Origin of the sequence: Marinilactibacillus psychrotolerans, from assembly GCF_900101525.1 — a bacterium.
In the GTDB taxonomy this organism is placed as follows: Bacteria; Bacillota; Bacilli; order Lactobacillales; family Carnobacteriaceae_A; genus Marinilactibacillus; species Marinilactibacillus psychrotolerans.
This window is the reverse complement of the sequence record NZ_FMZD01000020.1, coordinates 1-21,779: the sequence shown is the minus strand read 5'-3', so window position 1 is coordinate 21,779 and position 21,779 is coordinate 1. Positions and strand designations below refer to the sequence as shown.

Annotated in this window: 23 protein-coding genes; 19 read left to right on the top strand and 4 right to left on the bottom strand. The window is 35.2% G+C overall.

Going from position 1 to position 21,779, the window contains the following annotated elements; translation table 11 throughout:
• Positions 1-46: 46 nt before the first annotated feature.
• The gene (ccpA, locus tag BLT22_RS09935; protein WP_091762912.1) at positions 47-1,054 is read left to right on the top strand and encodes a catabolite control protein A; all 1,008 of its coding nucleotides are present in this window, start codon (positions 47-49) and stop codon (positions 1,052-1,054) included.
• 45 nt (positions 1,055-1,099) lie between these two features.
• Here the strand turns inward: ccpA and BLT22_RS09930 are convergent, their stop codons facing one another.
• Both BLT22_RS09930 and trhO read right to left on the bottom strand, forming a co-directional pair.
• Positions 1,100-3,832 carry a transglycosylase domain-containing protein gene (locus BLT22_RS09930; RefSeq protein ID WP_091762910.1) on the bottom strand — a complete coding sequence of 911 codons (2,733 nt, stop codon included), beginning with the start codon at positions 3,830-3,832 and terminating at the stop codon, positions 1,100-1,102.
• A 241-nt stretch (positions 3,833-4,073) separates the two neighbouring features.
• Positions 4,074-5,039 (bottom strand): oxygen-dependent tRNA uridine(34) hydroxylase TrhO, encoded by a 966-nt coding sequence (gene trhO / locus BLT22_RS09925; RefSeq protein ID WP_091762908.1) that lies wholly within the window; start codon positions 5,037-5,039, stop codon positions 4,074-4,076.
• Between the two features lie 298 nt (positions 5,040-5,337).
• Between trhO and BLT22_RS09920 the strand changes: the two genes are divergently transcribed.
• The gene (locus BLT22_RS09920) at positions 5,338-6,789 is read left to right on the top strand and encodes a C40 family peptidase (protein ID WP_091762906.1); all 1,452 of its coding nucleotides are present in this window, start codon (positions 5,338-5,340) and stop codon (positions 6,787-6,789) included.
• Between the two features lie 219 nt (positions 6,790-7,008).
• On the opposite strand, the gene BLT22_RS09915 is transcribed toward BLT22_RS09920, so the two are convergent.
• On the bottom strand, positions 7,009-8,820 hold the full coding sequence (locus tag BLT22_RS09915; protein WP_091762904.1) for a M3 family oligoendopeptidase: 1,812 nt from the start codon (positions 8,818-8,820) through the stop codon (positions 7,009-7,011).
• A 272-nt stretch (positions 8,821-9,092) separates the two neighbouring features.
• On the opposite strand from BLT22_RS09915, the gene BLT22_RS09910 reads away from it, so the two are divergent.
• The 17 genes from BLT22_RS09910 to BLT22_RS09835 all read left to right on the top strand — a co-directional run bounded on the left by BLT22_RS09910 (position 9,093) and on the right by BLT22_RS09835 (position 21,299).
• A complete protein-coding gene (locus tag BLT22_RS09910; protein WP_087056958.1) occupies positions 9,093-9,623 on the top strand; it encodes a VanZ family protein in 531 nt (176 codons plus the stop codon).
• A gap of 117 nt (positions 9,624-9,740) precedes the next feature.
• A complete protein-coding gene (locus tag BLT22_RS09905; RefSeq protein ID WP_087056959.1) occupies positions 9,741-10,466 on the top strand; it encodes a YebC/PmpR family DNA-binding transcriptional regulator in 726 nt (241 codons plus the stop codon).
• A gap of 161 nt (positions 10,467-10,627) precedes the next feature.
• Positions 10,628-11,698, top strand: a complete 1,071-nt coding sequence (gene comGA / locus BLT22_RS09900) for a competence type IV pilus ATPase ComGA (RefSeq protein WP_087056960.1) — start codon at positions 10,628-10,630, stop codon at positions 11,696-11,698.
• Entirely contained in the window at positions 11,652-12,719 is a 1,068-nt protein-coding gene (gene comGB, locus BLT22_RS09895) for a competence type IV pilus assembly protein ComGB (RefSeq protein ID WP_091762902.1), read from the top strand. The genes comGA and comGB overlap by 47 nt, the downstream gene beginning before the upstream one ends.
• Before the next feature lie 3 nt (positions 12,720-12,722).
• A complete protein-coding gene (gene comGC, locus BLT22_RS09890; RefSeq protein ID WP_091762900.1) occupies positions 12,723-13,067 on the top strand; it encodes a competence type IV pilus major pilin ComGC in 345 nt (114 codons plus the stop codon).
• Between the two features lie 4 nt (positions 13,068-13,071).
• Positions 13,072-13,527: a competence type IV pilus minor pilin ComGD gene (gene comGD / locus BLT22_RS09885; RefSeq protein ID WP_171034324.1), complete on the top strand. Its 456-nt coding sequence runs from the start codon at positions 13,072-13,074 to the stop codon at positions 13,525-13,527.
• Positions 13,528-13,576: 49 nt separating this feature from the next.
• Positions 13,577-13,846, top strand: a complete 270-nt coding sequence (locus tag BLT22_RS12380; RefSeq protein ID WP_143746348.1) for a hypothetical protein — start codon at positions 13,577-13,579, stop codon at positions 13,844-13,846.
• The gene (comGF, locus tag BLT22_RS09880; RefSeq protein ID WP_171034322.1) at positions 13,800-14,300 is read left to right on the top strand and encodes a competence type IV pilus minor pilin ComGF; all 501 of its coding nucleotides are present in this window, start codon (positions 13,800-13,802) and stop codon (positions 14,298-14,300) included. The genes BLT22_RS12380 and comGF overlap by 47 nt, the downstream gene beginning before the upstream one ends.
• Complete coding sequence (locus tag BLT22_RS09875; RefSeq protein WP_091762896.1) at positions 14,290-14,628, top strand: hypothetical protein; 339 nt, start codon at positions 14,290-14,292, stop codon at positions 14,626-14,628. Before comGF ends, BLT22_RS09875 begins: the two co-directional genes overlap by 11 nt.
• Before the next feature lie 375 nt (positions 14,629-15,003).
• A complete protein-coding gene (locus BLT22_RS09870) occupies positions 15,004-16,065 on the top strand; it encodes a M24 family metallopeptidase (protein WP_091762894.1) in 1,062 nt (353 codons plus the stop codon).
• Positions 16,066-16,230: 165 nt separating this feature from the next.
• On the top strand, positions 16,231-16,788 hold the full coding sequence (gene efp, locus BLT22_RS09865; RefSeq protein WP_087056966.1) for an elongation factor P: 558 nt from the start codon (positions 16,231-16,233) through the stop codon (positions 16,786-16,788).
• Positions 16,789-16,829: 41 nt separating this feature from the next.
• A complete protein-coding gene (locus tag BLT22_RS09860) occupies positions 16,830-17,252 on the top strand; it encodes an Asp23/Gls24 family envelope stress response protein (protein ID WP_236048936.1) in 423 nt (140 codons plus the stop codon).
• Positions 17,249-17,731, top strand: a complete 483-nt coding sequence (nusB, locus tag BLT22_RS09855) for a transcription antitermination factor NusB (protein ID WP_087056968.1) — start codon at positions 17,249-17,251, stop codon at positions 17,729-17,731. Before BLT22_RS09860 ends, nusB begins: the two co-directional genes overlap by 4 nt.
• 205 nt (positions 17,732-17,936) lie before the next feature.
• Positions 17,937-19,274 (top strand): exodeoxyribonuclease VII large subunit, encoded by a 1,338-nt coding sequence (xseA, locus tag BLT22_RS09850; RefSeq protein WP_091762892.1) that lies wholly within the window; start codon positions 17,937-17,939, stop codon positions 19,272-19,274.
• A gap of 27 nt (positions 19,275-19,301) precedes the next feature.
• On the top strand, positions 19,302-19,544 hold the full coding sequence (locus BLT22_RS09845; protein ID WP_091762890.1) for an exodeoxyribonuclease VII small subunit: 243 nt from the start codon (positions 19,302-19,304) through the stop codon (positions 19,542-19,544).
• Positions 19,545-19,548: 4 nt separating this feature from the next.
• Positions 19,549-20,439: a polyprenyl synthetase family protein gene (locus BLT22_RS09840; RefSeq protein ID WP_087056971.1), complete on the top strand. Its 891-nt coding sequence runs from the start codon at positions 19,549-19,551 to the stop codon at positions 20,437-20,439.
• A gap of 44 nt (positions 20,440-20,483) precedes the next feature.
• Positions 20,484-21,299, top strand: a complete 816-nt coding sequence (locus BLT22_RS09835) for a TlyA family RNA methyltransferase (protein ID WP_283957904.1) — start codon at positions 20,484-20,486, stop codon at positions 21,297-21,299.
• 196 nt (positions 21,300-21,495) lie between these two features.
• Here BLT22_RS09835 and BLT22_RS09830 read toward each other — a convergent pair.
• Positions 21,496-21,779, bottom strand: a 284-nt coding sequence (locus BLT22_RS09830) for a transposase (protein ID WP_143020651.1), incomplete at its 5' end; no start/stop codon positions are given.

The following is a 21,779-nucleotide window of genomic DNA, read 5'->3' as shown; positions in this document are numbered from 1 at the left end:
TTATAGGAGTGTCAGACACTCAAATTATAAATTAAAGGAGAAAAAAATGGATAAACAAACAATTACAATTTATGATGTAGCAAGAGAAGCTGGGGTATCTATGGCTACTGTTTCTAGAGTAGTTAATGGAAATCCAAATGTAAAACCAACAACTAGAAAAAAAGTATTAGATGTAATCGACCGTTTAGACTATAGACCAAATGCTGTAGCAAGAGGGTTAGCAAGTAAAAAAACCACAACTGTTGGTGTAATTATTCCTGATGTTACAAACTTATACTTCTCATCTTTAGCCCGAGGCATTGATGATATTGCTACAATGTATAAATATAACATAATATTAGCAAACTCAGATGAGAATGAGCATAAAGAAGTTCAAGTATTGAATACTTTACTTGCTAAACAAGTAGATGGTGTGATTTTTATGGGTAATAAAATTACAGAAGAACTTCGCGCAGAATTCTCCCGTTCTCGCACACCAGTTGTTCTAGCGGGTACGGTTGATCCAGATGGACAAGTGGGAAGTGTCAACATTGACTATAAAGCTGCTACAGAAGATAGTGTAACTTCATTAATTGAAGCTGGAAACAAAAAAATTGCCTTTATTTCTGAAAGTCATGAAGAACCTATCAATGGGATGTATCGTTTAGAAGGATACAAATCTGCTTTGAAAAAGGCTGGTATTGACTATGATGAAGAATTAGTTGTGCAGTCTGAATACACTTATAAAGTAGGGGAAGCCGTATTTGAGCAAATTTCTAAAGCAGGGGCAACAGCTGCTGTAGTTGCAGATGATGAATTAGCGGTGGGAATCTTAAATGCTGCTCTTGATAGAGGAATTAGCGTACCCGAAGAATTCGCATTGATTACATCAAATAACTCTAAGTTAACAGATATGACGCGTCCACAATTGAGTACGATAGTTCAACCTTTGTACGATATCGGTGCTGTTTCAATGAGACTTTTAACTAAACTGATGAATAAAGAAGAAATTGATGAAAAAACAATTAAGTTACCATTTCATATTCTTGATAAAGGAACAACAAAAGAAAATTAATCTATTAAAAAAAGCGTTTGAGGATGAAACCTCAAGCGCTTTTTCTTATTCGTTATTACCAGAATCTGACTCTGGTTTTTGAATTTCTTCATCTGGTTTTTCTTCGTTATCATTATCTTTTGGAGGTTCTTCTTCTTCAGGATCTTTATCTTCGGGCTTTTCTTCTGGTGGATCAGGAGGCTTAGTTTCTTCTTCGTCTGGTTTTTTTTCTTTTTCATCATTTTCTGTTTCTTTATCGGAATTATTATTTGAGCTACCATTGTTATTATTACTACTATCATCTGTCGGTTTTGACTCATTTTCATCGTTTTCTGGTGTTTCTTCTCTATTAGACGGAGGGGAAGGTTCCTCAGCGTCGTCACTACTTTCACTCTCTTGGTCATCGTTACTATCACTTGTCTCTACAGCATTCCAGAATTTACTTAATTCTGCATCGGTTGCTCCAAGAGCAAAGTCATAAACAGTAGGTTTTGGGAGGTGAGCAGTATTGAAATATTCTGTAAAAGTATCATCAGAAACAGAGCTGGTTCCACCATTAGGCAAATTGACTGTACCGGGCAGCATACCTGTTTGAGTTAATACAGAACGTTGAACAATATTGCTAGGTTGTTGAAATTGTTTTCCTGCGCCTAACAGCTCTGGACGAACTGTATACATTTGATTCACTACTTTAGCCCAGAAATTACGATTTCTCAGACTAGGAGACTGACCGAACTCATCCTCTAAACTAATCACTTGATTATCATAACCAATCCAAGTACCAAAGGTGATATTCGGGGTGCTTCCAACGTACCAAATATCATTAACTTTATCTGATGTTCCAGAAGTTCCGGTCTTAGAGATCCAGTCTGAATTAAAATTCAATTGACTAATGGTTCCTCTAGCAGTCCCTTCTGTATGCACACCTCGTAAAATGTCTAACAGTAAAAAATTAGTTTGTGGGCTCCATACTTGGGTTTTAGCCTGTTCATGCTGATAGATCGCTTCACCAGTGGAGTTTTCAATTTTTTCGATTACATAAGGATCCACATGCGTTCCGTTATTCGCAATGGTTGAGAAAGCACTGATCAAATCTACAGGAGCAGCACCACCACTAACACCACCAATTGCTGTTGCCGGATTAGCCACATAATCTTCAGCTGGGATTACATCTTCACCAATCCCCATTTTAGTCATATAACTTACGGGATTAACTTGTTTTACTAACTCATTATAAATTTTGATAGTAGGAATATTCTGTGAGACTGTTAAAGCTTCCCTGGCTGTCATCCAACGATTAGTTGTTCGAATAGCGTTGGTAGGTTCATACACTTTTCCCGTGGGTAAAGTGATAGATACGTCAGTATCAGGAACGATAGTTGCAGGTGTAATCAAACCAGTATCTAAAGCAGGACCATAAGTTGCTAAAGGTTTGATGATAGATCCAGGACTTCTTTCTGAGTCAAAGGCTCTATTATAATTTGAATCTTTATAGTCGCGTCCACCTATGAAAGCTAAGACTTTACCTGTTGCATTATCAATCACAGACCCACTTACTTGAATGGGCATTGTGTCCGTATGACTAACACCGTCAGCATCTTTCCAAGTATAGCTGCGTTCAGAGCCTAAAGAATCGGCCTGTTCTTTTACAACTTGTTCAACAGAGTTATGGAGATCGCGGTCAATCGTAGTATAGACTTTATAGCCGCCATTGATTAATGCGGAATCAGCTTGCTCGAAATATTGATTATATAAGTCAGTATCTCCATTTAAGTCTTCCATTGTAAGGTCGTCTGCTTCAGCAAATTGTTGCATCAATAACTCTCTTGATTCCTCAAGTGCCAAATCATAGACATAAGAGCGACTATCTTGTTGATTGTCAGCTTTAGGAATAAAGTCCTGACTCAAATCGTAATTAACTGCTTCGTTATATTTGTTTTCTGCAATATAGCCTTCTCGGTACATTCGGAATAATACTTCATTTTTTCGCTCTAGTCCTGCACTTTGATCTTCTTTAACCTCACCTGTTTGAGTGTAAGGACTATAGACAATAGGACTTTGTGGAAGGCCAGCTATAAATGCTGCTTGTGGTAACGATAGATCGGCAGCAGCTACACCAAAAATCCCTTGGGCAGCTTCTTGCACGCCAGCAATATTTTGACCTTTGTTGTTTCGTCCAAATGGAGAGATATTTAGATAAGCTTGCAGAATATCTTCCTTCGACATATAGTTCTCAAGGCGCATTGCCAATAAAATCTCATTTGCTTTACGCGAGTGGGAGACTTCGTTTCCAACTAACTGTTGTTTAATCAACTGTTGGGTCAAAGTTGAACCACCACTGGAGGAAGAACTATTGGTTAAATCTTGCACGAGTGCACGAGCAACAGCTTTTGGAACAATTCCATTATGTTCAAAAAAATACTCATCTTCTGTCGCAACAATCGCGTCTACTACAGTAGGAGATATGTTGTCTAGATCAACTGGGGTTCTAATTAAGTCACTGCGGACATCACTGATTACTTCACCACCAGCATAATACATAGTTGATTTTAATACAAAATCATCGATTTGTGCTTCCATTTCTTCGTATTCAGGAATTTCGCTACTATGAACAAGTGAAGCAAAATAGCCAATAGCAGCACCTGCTCCAAGAGAACCTCCAACTAAGAGGGTTACAATAAAGAAGATAATAAGCGCTTTAGATACTCGATAAAAAATATCAAAGTAATAAAAGAATCCTCTTTTTGAAGAAGTCTTGGTAGTTTCTTCTGGGTTATTATCATGTTCAGATCGATTCATTCTAGACTCCTTTATTCGTTATTTATCATTAATATAAAATATATAGCTTGCTATATTATAGCAAATAGGGACTGAAAGTAAAACTAGTATGAAAGCCATTTATAAAAAAGATCAGTTTATTAAGCAGATTGACAAATTATATCAGAATGTACGTTCCTTTATAAGGGATAAAAATACCTTCATTAAATAAATAATTGATTTAATCAATTTCTATTTAATGAAGGGTTATCAGAAAAATATATTAAACGGTTTCGGGTAGTTTTTCTCCAATTATCTCTAATCGTTCAGCTACGTCCTCACGACTTAAATGATGTTCTTTAACATAACGATTTTCTGGAGAAATACGGCATTCATGAGAGCATCCTCGTAAATATTTATGTTCATTCTCTTCAGAAGTAATGTATTGGCGATTACAATAAGGGTTACCACAGTTTACGTAGCGTTCACAAGGTGTTCCATCGTACCAGTCCCTTGCAATAACGGTTTTTTCTTTACGATTAATATCTACGCTGATTCTTTCATCAAAAACGTACATTTTGCCATCCCATAGTTCCCCTTGTGTTGCAGGGTCAGTTCCATAATTATGAATTCCACCATGCAACTGTCCTACATCTTTAAATCCTTCTTTTAATAGCCAACCACTGAATTTTTCGCAGCGAACGCCACCTGTACAATAAGTCACTACTTTTTTATTCATGAATTTTTCTTTATTTTCTTTGATCCATTCAGGTAATTCTCGGAAGCTGCGAATTTCTGGACGGATAGCTCCTCGGAAATGGCCTAGATCATACTCATAATCATTTCTAGCATCTAAAACGATTGTGTTTTCATCTTCAAGGGCTTCTCGAAACTCTTCTGGTTTTAAATAATTTCCAGTTAATTCATTTGGGTTAAGATCTTCTTCACCTAATTTTAAAGAAACAATTTCTGGACGGTAACGGACGTGCATTTTTTTGAATGCATGTGCATCTGCTTCGTCTATTTTGAACATTATATCACTAAAGCGGTCATCAGAACGTAAAGCATCCATATATCGATCAGTATCAGAGACAGTTCCAGAGACAGTACCATTCAAGCCTTCATCGGAAACTAGAATACGTCCTTTTAAGTTTAATTCTCTGCATAAGTTTAAATGGTCAATTCTAAATTGTTCAGGGTTCTCAATCGTTACATATTTATAATAAAGTAATACACGATAATCACTCATGTAATGTTCCTCCTTGATTGATTTTTCATCTACAAAGTTTTCTATCCTTAAACATTAGAATTATACAAGATTATCAGAGGAAAAGCAAGATCCAGTAGAGTGCTTGAAAGTTGGAATCAAAAAAGAAATTTATATGTAATATGATTGAAATCTTTTAGAAGAAAATAAGTGTTATACTATTTTTAGACCTCAAAAAGAAGAGGCAGTGAAAAAATATTGACTAATTCATAAATCGATAACTAACTAATTTTAGACTAAGCGTAACTTATTAAGAGATTTTCTTTGGAGGGAAACAATAGTGAAAAGTAAATTAATCATATTTTCTGCAACTACAACAATGTTATTAAGCTCTGTTATGGCAGCTCCAATGGTATCCGCTAATGAGTATGATACACAGATTGATGAAGCAAAAAAACAAGTAGAAGAGAACAAGGATCAAGTTGATTCTTTAGATGAAACAATTAATTCACTTGAAAGTAAATCTGCTAACACAGAAGCAGAATTAACTGCAATCAATGATGAAATATCCAAAAATAAAGCATTTATGCAAGATGCAGCCGAACGTCTTCAAAAGGCTCAAGCGGAGTATACTACTTTACAAGAGGATATTGCCAACTTAGAAGTAGTAATTGAAAAGCGTAACGGACAGCTTGAAGATCAAGCTCGTAAAATTCAAGTCGATGGTCAAACAGCAAATTACATAGAATTTGTTCTAGATTCTGAATCGATTTCCGATGTCATCGGACGTATGGAAGTTGTAACAAATTTGATGCATTCAAATAGTAAATTAGTAGAAGCACAAGTTAGAGACAAAGAAGAAGTTGCAGCTAAACAAGAAAAAACAAAACAGACCATTGTACAACAAAATTCATTAGCTGAAGAATTAGAACTTACAGCAGCAGATCTTGAGCAACAACAACTTGAACAAGAAGTATTAGTGGCACAATTAGCAGCCGAAAAATCAACAGTAGAATCAGATCGTTCAGAGTTTTTGGCACAGCGTGACGCTGCAGAAGCACAAGTGACTCAATTGTTAGCTTCAAGAGACGAAGCAAACAAAGCAGCTCAAGAAGCACAAGCGCAACGTGAACAAGAAGAAGCGCAAACAGTAGCAGCAGCTGAAACTGCTCCAGTCGAAGATGAAGCAACTGTTTCTACATCTTCTTCAACACCGGCTAATCAAAACAGCTCAGAATCTGATGAATCTTCAGAAAGTAATCAAGACGCTGCTGCTAAAGCGCCAAGTAACAATGCTTCAAATGGTAACTCAAATAATAATTCTGGAAACAACTCAAATAAAACTAACGAATCTAGACCAGCTGCACCTAAGCCAGCAGAATCAAAACCTGCTGCATCAAAACCAGCAGCTCCAAAACCTGAACCAAAACCAAGTGGAGCTTCTTGGGGAGCAATAAAAGCTGCTGCGGATTCAATGTTAGGTACACCTTATGAATATGGTTCAAGAGGGACTAGCACTTTTGATTGTTCAGGATTCACTATGTGGGTGTTCCGTCAAGTAGGCAAATCACTTCATGCAACTGCTGATTCTCAGTATAGGAATTCAGCCAGAGTTTCAAATCCACAACCAGGAGACTTAGTGTTCTTTGGTAGTGGTGGAAGAGCAACTCACGTAGGTATATATGCTGGTGGTGGTCAGTTTGTAGGAGCTCAAACAAGTACTGGTGTTGCTTATACTGGTGTTCATTCTAGTTATTGGGGACCAAAATTTATGGGATACGGACGTTATTAAACAAATAGAATAATAAACTAATTTAAAAAGCAGTGCTCGAATTTCTTCGAGCACTGCTTTTTTGAGCATAAATATAATAATCTAACTGAGTAGACTGTTCCATCTACAAAAGGTAGGTTCTTCATTGCGCAGTAGGCACATTCAAGAGAAACTTCCTTTTTGGAGACTAATCCATTGTATTTAGCTGTTACTGATGGATTTTTAAAATTTGTAATTGAATTATTTTGTAACGTAACGCTCTGTTAGATCCATAAAAGTTTGAATATCTTCTTTGAGAATATTAATCCCTTTTACCCAAAAATCAGTAGTAGTCAGATCGACATCTAAATGTTTTCTTGCAAGATCTTCTGTATTCATTGAACCAGTATCTTGTAGTAATGCGATATACTGATCTTCGAAGTCAGATCCAGACTCTAGCGCTTGAGCATAGATTCCTAAACTAAATAAATAGCCAAATGTATAAGGGAAGTTGTAGAAAGAAATATCACTAATATAAAAGTGTAGTTTGCTTGCCCAGAAGCTTGGATGATAAGAAGTGAGGCTATCTTGATAAGCTTCTTTCTGAGCTTCTTCCATCAATTCATTTAGACGCCCTGCTGATACCAATCCTTTTTTACGTTCTTCATAGAAATTTGATTCAAAGATAAAACGTGCATGGATATTTAAAAACATAGCCAGAGCGTTTTGGATCTTAGTATCCAGTAAAGCAATTTTATCTTCAGCTGAAGTTGCCGATTTAACCGTGGCATCTGATACGACCAATTCAGCAAAAGTAGAAGCTGTCTCAGCTACATTCATTGCAAAGTGTTGTTTTAGATAAGGTAAGTCAAAAATAACATGATTATGAAAGGCGTGTCCTAATTCATGAGCTAAAGTAGCAACTTCGCCTGGTGAATCAGAATAAGTCATAAAGATACGTGATTCTTTTGATATAGGTAGTTCTGCACAATAGCCTCCAGGTGCTTTTCCTGCACGATCCTCTGCTTCAATCCAGCGCTTCTCAAAAGCCATTTCTGCGAAGTCTGCCATCTTATCACTGAATTTTCTGAAATTATCAATAATAAAAGCTGCCCCTTCGTTAAAAGGATAAGATTTTGGTTCGCTATTACCGACTGTGACCGGAGCTTCGATATCTTCCCAACCTAATTTATCTTTACCCATTAAGTCTGCTTTTCTAAATAGATAATCGGTAAAAGGTTTTTTATTTTCAGAAATAGCTTGCCACATTGCATCCAATGTTTCTCTTTGCATTCTGCTTGCTTTTAACGGTTTCTCCAAGAAGTTGTCAATATTATGAATCTTATAGTCAGCTAATCTGAATCCAGCAAGATGATTCAAGGTATCAGCATATAGAGTTGCTTGTTCTCTCCATGCCTTTTCCCATTTTGAAAATAACGAAGCTCTCACTTTTGGATCAGGATGATTGTACATACGGTTTTCTGCTTGACCGGCTGATAGTATGTGTTCATTTCCATCTTCGTCAGAAACAGATAGTTCAATTTTAGATACTAGAGTATCATAATGTTGTTCCCATCCTTGGAATCCATCAACTGCTAGTTTAGAAAGAAGTGCTTCTTCTTTTTCGCTTAATAATTGTTTGGCTTCTTCACGTTCTTCGTTTAAATTGAAAGCAAATACTTCGAATTCAGGTAAAGATAATAAAGCTTGCCACTCTTCATCAGATATCAAAGTGAATTTTTTATAAAATGGAACGGTGGTAGTAGATAACTCACTGTATAATACGGAAAGCCTTCCCATAAGCGCTTTGGCCTTCTCATTATTAACATCGGCTGACAAAGTACCACTAATGAACATACTAGCTTCAGTAATTTCAGGTTGGATTTTATTCAAGGAATCTAGTAAGTGCTTCATCGTATTATAATCTGGCTTATCTTGGTCTGGGTACCAAGAAAGTATTGCTTTTCCCAGCTCAGGGATTTGCTTTTCCCATTTTGATAAATCCGCTTCTAACTCGACTGAGTCTATATTTGGATAAATGGATTCTAAATCCCAATTCATGCTATAACTCACTTTATCAAATCCTTTTTAAATGTATTTTGTGAATATATGCTGCAGGTGTTACTAGATACGGGTCAATATAGAAGCTGGTGTTATCTAGTCGTTAGATCACAAAGGTGATTGCTCCCTATAAAAATCAAATGTATTTCTTGATAGAATTGAGAACGTAGATTATACCTTCCTTTTATATAACTAATATCTGTCTTTATTCTACAAGTTTTTCCTTTTCATATCCAGATACATAAGCTAGAATATATATATTCGATAGAAAGTAGGAAATCAAAATGCGGAAAACGCCCGAATGGAAAGATAGTATATTTATTTTGTTAGCTTTTTGTATGATGATTTTGTTATATTTCAGTTCTAGTATGTCTTATCAGGATCAAAATGTTCAACCTTTTTTAGCGAGGTTTTTATCTGGGGAACCATTGAAAGGTCTACTGGAAAGGGTTCAATTTTCTTATGCAGGAAATGAAGTCAGTATACAAGCATCTGGTTATGCAGGCTTTATAGAATTTTTCATCCGAAAAGCTGCACATTTTGGGTCTTTCTTCTTACTTGGCACATTTTGGTTTTTAGGCTTGAAAAATAAAAGCAGCAGTTATGTATTAGCTGCGCTAGTTGCTTTATTATTAGCAGCTGGTTATGCCAGCTTTGATGAACTCAGACAATCTTTCAATCCCAATCGCACTGCTTTAATGGAAGATGTATTTCTGGATTCGTTAGGAGCAATGACAGGGATTTCTATTTCATGGATTATGAGCAGGAACTTTCTCAATAATAAAAGTAAACGTAAGAAGTTGAAATTTAGATAAAGATAATATACAGGTAATGGAAGCGGTCAATAAATATTTGAACAAAACAAAAATTTTGCTATAATAAGATAGGTTAAAAGTCTGAATGATAATGTAAATAAGAAAGTAGGAATAGTGATGTCAGGACATTCAAAATGGAGTAACATCCAACACCGTAAAGGCGCGCAAGATGCCAAACGTGGTAAAATTTTCCAGAAATTATCAAAAGAAATTTATAAAGCAGCTAAAGATGGAGGCGGAGATCCAGAAACGAATGCCGCACTGCGCTTAGCAGTAGATAAGGCTAAATCCAACAATATGCCTAATGATAATGTAGACCGTGCAATCAAACGGGCCACCGATGCAGGTCAAGGAGATAACTTCGTTGAAGTCATGTATGAAGGGTATGGTCCTAATGGAATTGCTGTTTTAGTAGAAGGTCTGACAGATAATTTGAATCGTACCAGTACAAATGTCAAGGTGGCCTTTAATAAAAATGGTGGATCTTTAGGCGAAAAAGGTTCAGTAAACTATATGTTTGATCGTAAAGGATATATTGCGATTGATAGAGAAGGTCTGGACGTTGATGAAGATACTATGCTGATGAGTGTATTAGAAGCAGGTGGAGAAGAATTAGAGACTTCAGATGAAGTATTTGAAATTTATACTGAGCCTCAAGATTTCACAGATGTACGAGATGCATTGACAGCAGCTGGTTACACACTAGATCAAGCAGAATTAACTATGGTTCCTCAGACAACAGTTGCAGTTCCAGAAGATAAAATACAAACATTTGAAAATATGATTGATGCACTGGAAGACGATGATGATGTCAGCGAAGTTTATCATAACGCTGAGATTTAAACTGATAGACAAACTATAAATGAAATACTAAAGGATGACATTTTGTCATTCTTTTTTTTTATGAAATAAAGTTTTCGAAAATTGAACAGTATAGATAGATGAGAAGATAATTCTCAAATAGTAATGGAGAGGTTTATATATGGAAAGGAGGATAAAGGAAAATGGAAATTGAATTATTTGCAAAACACTTAATTACACTAGCAGATTCATATGATACTAGTGATATTCATATTTTACCTGAAGAAAGTCATTACGCTGCTTATTTTAGATTATATGGAAGAATGGAAAAACAATTTTTTCTAGATATGGAAGAAGGAACAAGATTGATCTCTTATTTTAAATTTGTGTCCAATATGGATGTAGGGGAGCGCAGAAAACCACAAAGTGGATCATTATCATATGAACTGAAGAATAAACTGATTGATTTAAGATTTTCAACCATTACTAACTACCATGCGAAAGAATCTTTAGTCATACGATTACTTCAAAGCAAAACGCAAACAGATCTATATAGAAATTCATTCTTTAAATATGAACTTGATCAACTAAAAACACTGCTTACTTTCAAAAGTGGATTGATTATTTTTTCTGGACCAGTTGATTCAGGAAAAACAACGACCATTTATCAGTTAGTCAAGAATAGAATTTTTGATGATAAACAGCAAGTAGTGACGGTTGAAGATCCCGTAGAGATTCATGAAGCACAATTTTTGCAGACCGAAGTGAATGAAAAAGCCGGGATTACCTATGAACATCTTCTTAAATCAAGTCTGAGGCATCATCCTGATGTTTTGATCGTAGGTGAGATAAGAGATGAAGAAACAGCAAAGATCGTCGTTAGAGGAGCATTAACAGGACATTTGATTATTGCATCTGTCCATGCCAAAAATACGGAAGGCGTCATTTCAAGATTGATGGAATTGGGTATATCAATTGAATTATTGAAACAAACGATTATTGGAATTACCTTTCAGAAACTACTTCCGATTTATTGTCCGCTGTGTAAAAAAGAATGCAGTCCATATTGTACACATCTTCACCAAAGACAAAAAAGAGCAGCTTTATATGAAGTGAAGTCTGGAAATCAATTGAAAGCTATGTTTGATCCTTCTTTAGAATTGAAATTGGAGAATGAAAAAACAGCAAACAGAGAATTCAATCGTCTATTAAGAAAGGTGCAACTATATGGGTACATTTCAAAAAAAACTTACGAACAATATTATATACCGTAGTCAGAAGGAGACAAGAGAACAAGGATTATTTTTGAAAAGAATGGGCACCTTACTCTCTGAAGGATTTTCACTTAAAGATGCCCTTCGCTTTTTATTAAAGATTGCTGACGAGAAACAAGCTGTGTGGTTAAAAACAATTGAGAAAGAAGTAAATAATGGTGAATCGCTATATCAAGGGTTAAGGTTAGTTGGATTCACTGACATTGTCTGTACGCAAATTTATCTGTCTACTGTACACGGCAAATTTTCTGAAACGATTTTTATGGTAGGGGAGCAGCTGATTGAGTCAGCAAAAAGAAAGAAAAAAATACAGTCGATTATCCAATATCCATTAATGCTGCTTATTTTTATTATCATAATGCTTTTTTCGATGCGATATATCTTGCTGCCTCATATTAACAGGATAGCCTCTCCAGAGGAAACCTCTATAGGGATAGGAACCAAACTTATTATAGGGATTGTGCAGACTGCACCTTACTGGATTCTAGGAACCATCTTGTTGATTATAGCGGCATTCTTTGCAGTAACGAGTATGACGAATAAAAAAACAGCTATCGAAAAATTGAATTTCTATAGTAAAAATAAAGTAATTCAACCTTATCTCCAATTATATTGGACATATTTCTTTACTCTAGAATGGAGTCAGTTGCTTAAAAATGACTGCACACTGATTCAAATTGTTCACTTGATGCAAGAAGATAAGTCATCATCCTTATTTCGTGAAGTAGGAAAGGTGATTGAACAGAAAATGAGAAAAGGCTGCACTTTTCAAGAAGCAATCTCTAATTTGGATTTTCTAAAACCAGAAGTTAAAGAAATTATGATTCATGGTGAGTTGTCAGGGAGACTAGGAATTGAATTGATGCTCTATTCTTCAGATTGTGAGGAGGAACTTAATCAGAAAATTGAAAGAATAATAGAACGGATTCAGCCGATCGTTTTTATATTTGTTGCATTAATGATCATTGCGATTTATGCAGCGTTGTTATTACCCACTTTTTCAATTATGAAAGGACTGTAAAAAATGATAAACCATATAAAAAATAAAATAAAAAGTTTACTCAGAGCGCAAGAAGGATTTACCCTCATTGAAATGACTCTGGTACTTTTCATTATTTCAGTATTACTTCTGCTGATTATTCCCAATATTGGATCTTATCAAGGAACGGCTCAAGAAACAGGAAATAGTGCGTTGGAGACAGTTGTTCAAACACAAATAGATCTTTATGAAATGAAAAAGCATACTACTCCGAAAACTTTAGAAGATCTGCATGGAGATGGGTTTTTAAGTGAATCACAATACAGTGAAGTGAAAAGATTGTTTACCATCGATTCGAGTGGAAATCTAGTTAAATTAAATGGGGAGTAGCCAATTGGTAAAGAAACTGAAAGAAGAAAATGGATTCACTTTGATCGAATCATTGACTGTATTAAGCTTAGTAGGTATATTCTTGCTCATTCCCGTAATCCCATTTAATAAAATGGAATCAGAAATAGAAATTTCTTTATTTCTTGAAGAATTACAATCGAATATAACACTGATGCAGAATGAAGCAATTCTGAATAATGAATGGACAGAAGTGCAGATGCGTCCACAAGGCCGAAAAATAGTTTTTAAAGTCATTGGGAAGCAAAATCATACGTCTAATCGGTCTATAACTTTACCAGATACGATTGAGATTTTAGGAGGTTATAAATCCTATAGATTTTTATCAAAATCTGGTAACCAAGGGAATCTAAATAGAACAAGGTTTCAAGTAGGAGATAAAGTATACACACTCAGTTTCAAATTAGGAAGTGGACGATTTGAATTGTCGGAAGAAATTTGAACTTTTTATTAAACAAAATGGATTTATATTGTTGGAGAGTCTAGTAAGCATGAGTTTGTTGACATTTATCCTGCTATTTTCTATTCCGCTGACAGTAAACCTAGTATCTTATCTAGAAATGGAGAGAATTGAGATAGAGTTTGATAGGGCTTTATATGATGCTTCAAAAGTTTGGCAAAGAAGGACAACCTTTTCCAAATCCTATCAATCTTTTCATCAAACGTTAGAGGTAGTAGAAACCAAGAATGCCATTAAAGTGGAGGGGGACCAGATTGAAGAGAAAAAGCTGGAAATCTTATCTGTCAATTGGAACGAATGACGACGGATTTACGTTGCTTGAAGTAATGGTTGCCATAAGCCTTTTAAGTTTAGGGGTATTACTCCTCTCCAATTTTGTTGAGCAGTCATCCAGAATACAACAGGAAATAAAGGCAGATCGGCAAATAGAATGGCACCTTTTCTTGAATCAAATTGAATATGATCTTAGAGAAGGTCAGCTTATTCATATGAGTTCAGAGAGAATTGTAGTTGAAAGACCCAGTGAAGACGGGAAAACCGAAAGAATAACATATGAAAGATACTATAAGTTGATTAGAAGAAGGCTAGGAGGAGCAGGTCATCAACCTGTTTTGACTCAGCTGAAAGAAATACACATGGAAAATAACACAGGTCAAATATGGATATCCGCCACATTTCAAAATGGAGAATCTTATACTGCAGGACTCGCGTTACCCTTGAAAGAAGATGAGGAGCAGGTATCTAATGAAAAATGAAGAAGGAAGTATTCTAATCTCAACTTTGCTATTTGTCTCAGTAACCGCCATGCTGATCGGGGGAATCTCTAGAGTTATAAGTACGCAAGTCACTCAACTAAATCAAATACACTATAGTTATGAAGCCAGAAGTATGATTTCTATGACAGAGACAATTTTGACTAAAGAATTTGAAGACAGTCAGAAGTTGAAAAATGGTAAAATTAAATTTAATAAAGGAGAAGTCAAGATTAGTAAACAATCAGATAAGAGGTGCTTGTTGGAAGTATCATTGGCGGATATAAAATATACACTCACAGAAGAGTATGTCTTAGATAAAAGAGAGTAAGAACCTTCAATACTATAAAAAAAGCTTTTGAAGAGGATTAGTTTATAAAAAAACCGACTAATCTCTTCAATACATAGAAAATAGTTGTTTGTGACAATATACTTATTATAATCAGCAAAACACTATATCCTTTAATCCGAAACCCTCTATAAAAAAGTAAAATTAAAAAGTGAAAAAGTTTAGAAGGACGATAAACGCATAGTGAATGCATAGTTACGTTTCTTTTTTTTCGATGGTTTGTTATAATGAAAGAGGTAAAGACAACTCTTGCTGTCCACTGCATTTATTCATTTTTATTATGGAACGAACGGATGAAAGTATAGGGATGATCCATGCTGATATGGAGAAGAGATATTTAATAGATAGGGTGTTTAGATGTCACGAGTAGATAATATACAAAAGAAACTGAAAGAAAAACAGATTGATGCTTTGCTTATCACCAGTAACTATAATCTGGAATATGCTTCAGGGTTCACTGGCACTACAGGCTTAAGTGTGATAACAGAAGATAAAGCATTTTTTGTTACAGATTTTCGTTATACAGAGCAAGCGGCTAAACAAGCTGAAGGATTTGAAATTATTCAAAATATAGGCTCCATTTATGATGAAGTGGCGAAAATCATTAAAAATGAGAAGATCAGTCGATTAGGCTTTGAAGAAAATCATGTAACATATGCTACTTATCAATCAGTAAAAGAATTATTTAACTGTTCACTTGTGCCCGTAAGTACACTTATTGAAGAACTAAGAGAAATTAAAGATAGAAATGAAATAGATTTGATCCAAAAAGCGATCAGTATTACAGAAGCAGCGTTTGAACATATCCTATCATATATAAAACCGGGAATGTCTGAGATTAAAGTTGCAAATGAACTTGACTTTTTCATGCGTGAAAAAGGTGCTTCGGGTGTATCTTTCGATACAATTGTAGCAAGTGGGGTGCGTTCAGCAATGCCTCATGGTGTCGCAAGCGATAAATTAATTGAAACTGGAGATATGATTACGATAGATTTCGGATGTTATTATAAAGGTTATGTCTCAGATATGACACGTACTTTTGCATTAGGTGATCCTGGGGAGAAACTAAAAAGAATTCATCAAATCGTTTTAGAAGCTAATCAAAAAGTTACAGAAGCAGCTAAAGCAGGTGTAACCGGAGCATACTTAGATAGTATTGCAAGAAATTATATTACTGAGCAGGGTTATGGGGATGCATTCGGACATTCGACTGGTCACGGAATTGGGCTTGAAGTACACGAAGGACCGGGAATCAACTTTAAGAATGATCAACCTTTAGTAGTTGGCAATGTGATTACTAACGAGCCTGGCATTTATATTCCGGGTTTAGGTGGAGTTAGAATAGAAGACGATCTTTTAATCACTGAAGAAGGTAACCGGAATTTAATGCAGTCTTCTAAAGAATTGATTATTTTATAAATGATTTTTCTTTTACTAAACCTTAAAACAAAGCAACACTTAATCAGTGTATTTAAGCAATATTGCTAGAATCATGGTACAATAACCATATACTTTAAGGAAATCTATATTAAAATTCAATCCAATAATAGATAATGATAAGAACCCTAGGAGGAAACATAAATAATGATTTCAACAAATGAATTTAAAACAGGACTAACAATTCAATATGATGGAAATATCTGGAGAGTAATCGAATTTCAGCATGTGAAACCAGGTAAGGGAGCAGCTTTTGTCCGATCTAAATTAAAAAATTTGCGTACTGGAGCAGTCCAAGATAAAACTTTCCGTGCTGGTGAAAAGATGGAAGCTGCGCATATTGAAAACAAGACAATGCAGTACTTGTATGATAACGCTGGAACGCATGTATTTATGGACTCTGAAACATATGAACAACTTGAAATTCCTCAAGAACAGATTACCGATGCTTTAAAATATATGAAAGAAAATATGCTTGTGGATATCATGATGTTTGGTCATGAAGTATTAGGAGTAGAATTACCTACTAAAGTAGAACTTAAAGTAGTAGAAACAGAACCGGGAATTCGTGGAGATACCACTTCAGGTGGATCTAAACCAGCAACTTTGGAAACGGGAGCAGTCGTAACTGTACCTTTATTTGTAAATAAAGATGATGTATTAATTGTGAATACATCAGAAGGCACTTATGTATCACGTGCTTAGTAGATTGAATGTAAATGATAAATAAAGAAGGAGGAATAAAAGTGGTAGAACAAACACATGTAACGAAACATAATATTAATCCGTATGGTGAAATTGAAGTTGCGCCTGAAGTACTGGAAGTCATTTCGGGTATAGCAGCTAACGAAGTGGATGGCGTCTATGCTATGCAGGGTAGGTTTACAACAGAATTTAAATCTATATTTGGAAAAACCAGCCATAATAAGGGTGTTCATCTTGTATCTGACGATGAAGGGTTAAAAGTAGAAGTCTATTGCTATTTTAAATATGGCGTTAATGTACCAAAAGTTGCGCTTGATATCCAACAACGCATTAGAGAGCAAGTCTATCATATGACAGAAATTGAGCTGTCAGAAATAAATATTCATATTGTAGGGATTGTCCCTGAAAAAACAAATATCCAAGATCTATTTGAATTGGAATCGGAAGAAGATGAGGAAAAGTGAGAACGGTTAGGCGTGTGATTCGGGAAAAAGCCTTTCAGTCTCTTTTCCAATTGTCCACAGATATAGATTGTACATTTGAAGAAGTTATTCAGTTCGCTTTAGAGAGTGAACTGGATATGAAAAAAGAATTTAGCTTAGAAGAAGCGATGAAGCAAGTATTACCCCAAGACAAAAATGGAAACCAAATTGTAAAAGATGCACTCAGTTATTTATCTATACTGGTCTCTGGTGTTAAAGAAAATGAAGGTGTTATAGATGAAACAATCACTAAGCATCTTAAAAGCTGGACACTGACTAGACTAGAAAGAACAAATTTACTGATTTTAAGATTAGCTGCTTATGAATTGTTGTACCAAAAAGAGATAGATAAACGCGTTGTAATGAATGAAGCCATTGAATTAACAAAAGACTTTAATGATCAGCAAGCAAGCAAATTTGTTAATGGAGTACTTCAAAGCATTGTTGATACACAATCTTAAAACTATTTTCTAACTAAAAGAGTAGTGACTCCAAAATGTACACATCAACTTAACTTCTAATATTTACGGCTTAGTCTTTTGTGTAAGTTAAAAAAGAAGCCAAAATTAAGAGGGAAGAAAAAGGAGTGCAATGAGCTATCAGCATTCCTTTTTCTTTGCTCTATTTCTATTTTTAAAATGTCAACTATAGAGAGGAGGGCAATAAATGAGTGAACAGTACCTAACTATCTCGCAGTTAACTAAATACATTAAAAGAAAATTTGATAATGACCCTTATATGGAAAGAGTTTTTCTGACTGGTGAAATTTCTAATTTTAATCGGAATCGTAAAAATAGTCATCAGTATTTTAGTCTGAAAGATGATCAATCAAAACTATCAGCAGTAATGTTTTACGGCGATTTTAAAAAACTGAAATTCCAACCTGAAGAAGGTATGAGTGTTTTAGTGATTGGGAGAGTGTCCGTTTACGAAAGAACAGGATCCTACCAAATATATGTGGAGCATATGGAGCCTGATGGAATAGGGGCTTTATATCAAGCCTATGAAGAATCAAAAAAGAGACTTTCGGCAGAAGGTGTCTTTGATCAGACTCGTAAGCAAAGTTTACCCAGATTTCCTAAAAGAATTGGAGTGATTACTAGCCAAAGCGGTGCAGTAATCAGAGATATTATTACGACAGTCAATAGAAGATTCCCTTCTGTTCAGCTCGTTTTATTTCCGACATTAGTACAAGGAGAAAAAGCAGCTAGATCTATTGCAGAAAATATTAAGGCTGCGGATGCAAAAAATAATTTGGATGTTCTCATCGTTGCTAGAGGTGGAGGATCATTTGAAGATTTATGGCCATTCAATGAAGAAGTTGTAGTAAGAGCTATAGAAGCAGCTGAGACACCAATTATTTCATCTGTAGGACATGAAACAGATACAACCCTATCTGACCTAGCTGCTGATATTAGAGCTGCTACCCCTACTGCAGCAGCAGAATTAGCGGTTCCTGTTTTATCAGAAGAGTTAATAAAGATAGAGCAACAAGAACATCGCTTGTTTCGGGCTTATAAGAATCACATAGTAGCGCTAAAAGAGCGAATTGAAAGAATAGAACGTTCCTATATATTTAGGCAGCCTCAGCGACTTTATGAAGGGTATAGCCAGAATGTAGACCAACTCCAACAACAATTGATTCAATTCTTGAAAGAAAGAATCCTTTTATTCAATCAAGATAGTAATTTATTGACTCAAAGATTAAAAGCCCTGGATCCAACACACTCAATTGGAATATATAAAAGAGATGTAGATCAATTAGAAAAACAACTCATTAGAGCTCAAAAGCAACTTATTCAGCAATCTGACAAGCAATTGACTTACTACATTCAATCTTTAGATCATCTGTCTCCATTGAAGATTCTAGGCAGGGGTTATTCGTATGTAAGAAAAGACAATCAAGTTATTAAATCAACTGATTCATTATCAGTTTCTGATCAAGTTTCAGTACAGATGGCTGAAGGGTCATTTACAGCAGAGGTTAGTGATATAAAAGAATAAATCGAATTTTTGAAGGTGAGGATCAGTATGGAAAAAGAAGTGAATTTTGATACAGCTTTAAAGCAATTAGAAGAAATTGTTTCTAAGTTAGAACAAGGTGATGTGCCTTTAGAAGAAGCGTTAGATCAATTTCAAGAAGGTATTAAACTAAGCAGACAATGTAAAAAAACGTTGCTAGAAGCAGAAGAAACAATGACAAAGATTATGAATGAAAATGGCGAAGAGGAGCCTTTTGAAGAGGATATAAATAATCAGGATAAACAGGAGTGAATAAATGAATTTTCAAGAATTTTATCATAATCAATTTGATCGTTTTGAAAAATATGCTCTTAATCTGATAGAACCTAAAAGCGGAACAATTATTGAAGAAGCTATGTTATATTCGCTAATGGCAGGCGGGAAAAGACTTCGTCCGATGTTGCTGCTTGCAGTTCTCAAAGCATACGGGAAAAATTTGAGACAAGGGTATCCTGTAGCTGCAGCACTGGAATATATTCATACTTATTCATTAATACACGATGATCTTCCAGCGATGGATAATGATGACTTACGCAGAGGTAAACCTACTAGCCACATTAAATATTCTGAGTCAACAGCTATCCTAGCTGGGGATGCATTGTTGACGAAAGCTTTTGATTTGATGACTATAGGAGAACTCTCTGCTGAGAAAAAAGTAACGCTAATCAGAGAACTCGCAATCTGTTCTGGCTATGAAGGCATGATTGGGGGGCAGCAAGCTGATATAGATGGAGAAAATAATAGTTTGACTATTGATGAATTAGAATCCATTCATGCAAGAAAAACGGGGGAATTATTACGTTTTTCTATGTTTGCCGGTGGAGTGATCGCTGAATCAGATAAACCCTCATTGATTTTATTGGAAGAGGTAGCAAGAAAAATCGGTTTAGCTTATCAAATACGAGATGACTTGCTAGATGTTGTAGGAGATGCGAAAGAATTAGGGAAAGCAACTGGTGCAGATAATAAATTAGGAAAAAGTACGTACCCTGCTTTGCTAGGATTAGAACAAGCTTTTGAAAAATTAAGTGTGGAATTAGAAGCTGCGAAGGCGACTGTCCGCAAAATCAGTAAAATAACCCCATCCTTTGATGAGGAAATACTTTTAACGTTTATTGACTCTTTATCCATGGATACTCATAAATGAGTTAAATTAATGCCGAATATTTCTGAATGAAAGGAGGAATATTGTTGAAGAAACAACGAGCTGATAAATTGCTGGTTCAGCAGGGATGGGCAGAAGATGGTGAAAAAGCAAAAAGAATCATTATGTCCGGGAAAGTCTATACTCGTGACGAGGTACAAGTGCTTACTTCAGGTGAAAAGCTAACAGTTGGTACGGAACTTTATATTAAAGGGAAACAGTCAAAATATGTTAGCCGTGGCGGGTTGAAATTAGAGAAAGCAATTAATCTTTATCAATTGGATTTAGCAGATAGAATAGTATTAGATATTGGTTCTTCGACAGGTGGATTTACTGATGCTGCCTTGCAAAATAGAGCTAAACAAGTTTATGCTTTAGATGTTGGAACCAATCAGTTAGCATGGAAATTGCGAAATGATGAGCGTGTAGTGGTGATGGAACAAACTAATTTCAGACACAGCAAATTGGAAGATTTCACTAAAGGCAGACCTCAATTTGCAACGATAGATGTTTCTTTCATCTCATTAAAAATCATATTGCCGGTTTTAAAGAAAATAGTGGAACCTCAAGGCGAGGTTGTTGCATTGATTAAGCCTCAGTTTGAAGCATTTAAAGAAGAAGTAGGAAAAAATGGGATTATTACTGATAGTGCAGTACACAAACGAGTATTGAAAGATATACTTACTTTTGTATACGATCTTCAATATACATTATGTGGACTGACAATTTCCCCTATTACAGGTGGAAAAGGGAATATAGAGTTTTTGGCTTACTTAAAAAATACCCAACCTCAAACCGAGTTAAATACAGCTGTAATTGAAAAGGTTTTAAATAGCGAAGAATATAAAATGAAAAATAATTAAATATACAATTCTTTTCTTGCTGTTTCATTTAGTAAATAATTGCGATTGATCAACATATCACTTTTATCTAAGCGTATTGTAGAGTATACTAAAGAATAAACAGATGCATAAATATACTATATATTTATGCATAAACTGAAAAATCTTGAGAGCGTCAAGAAGTTTGTGTAAATAAAAAGTTCCTTCTGTAAAAAACTTATCTTTCTTCTAGTTCTCCAAACATTTCCCAAAGTTCTGCTTCAGCTTGTTGAAAACCGCGGTGGCTTCGAGTTAAAAATTTCTGGTTGTACAGATCAAAATTTGAGACTAAAAAGCGATCCATAGATTCTTCATTTTGAAATTGCTCTTTACGCCGACTGTATTTTTTAATTTGTTTGTTAAAAGACTCAATCAAATTAGTGGAGTACAAGCTTCTTCGGATTGAAGCGGGAAAGTCATAAAAGGTCAGTAAGCTATCGTTCTCTAAAATAGATTTGGTTA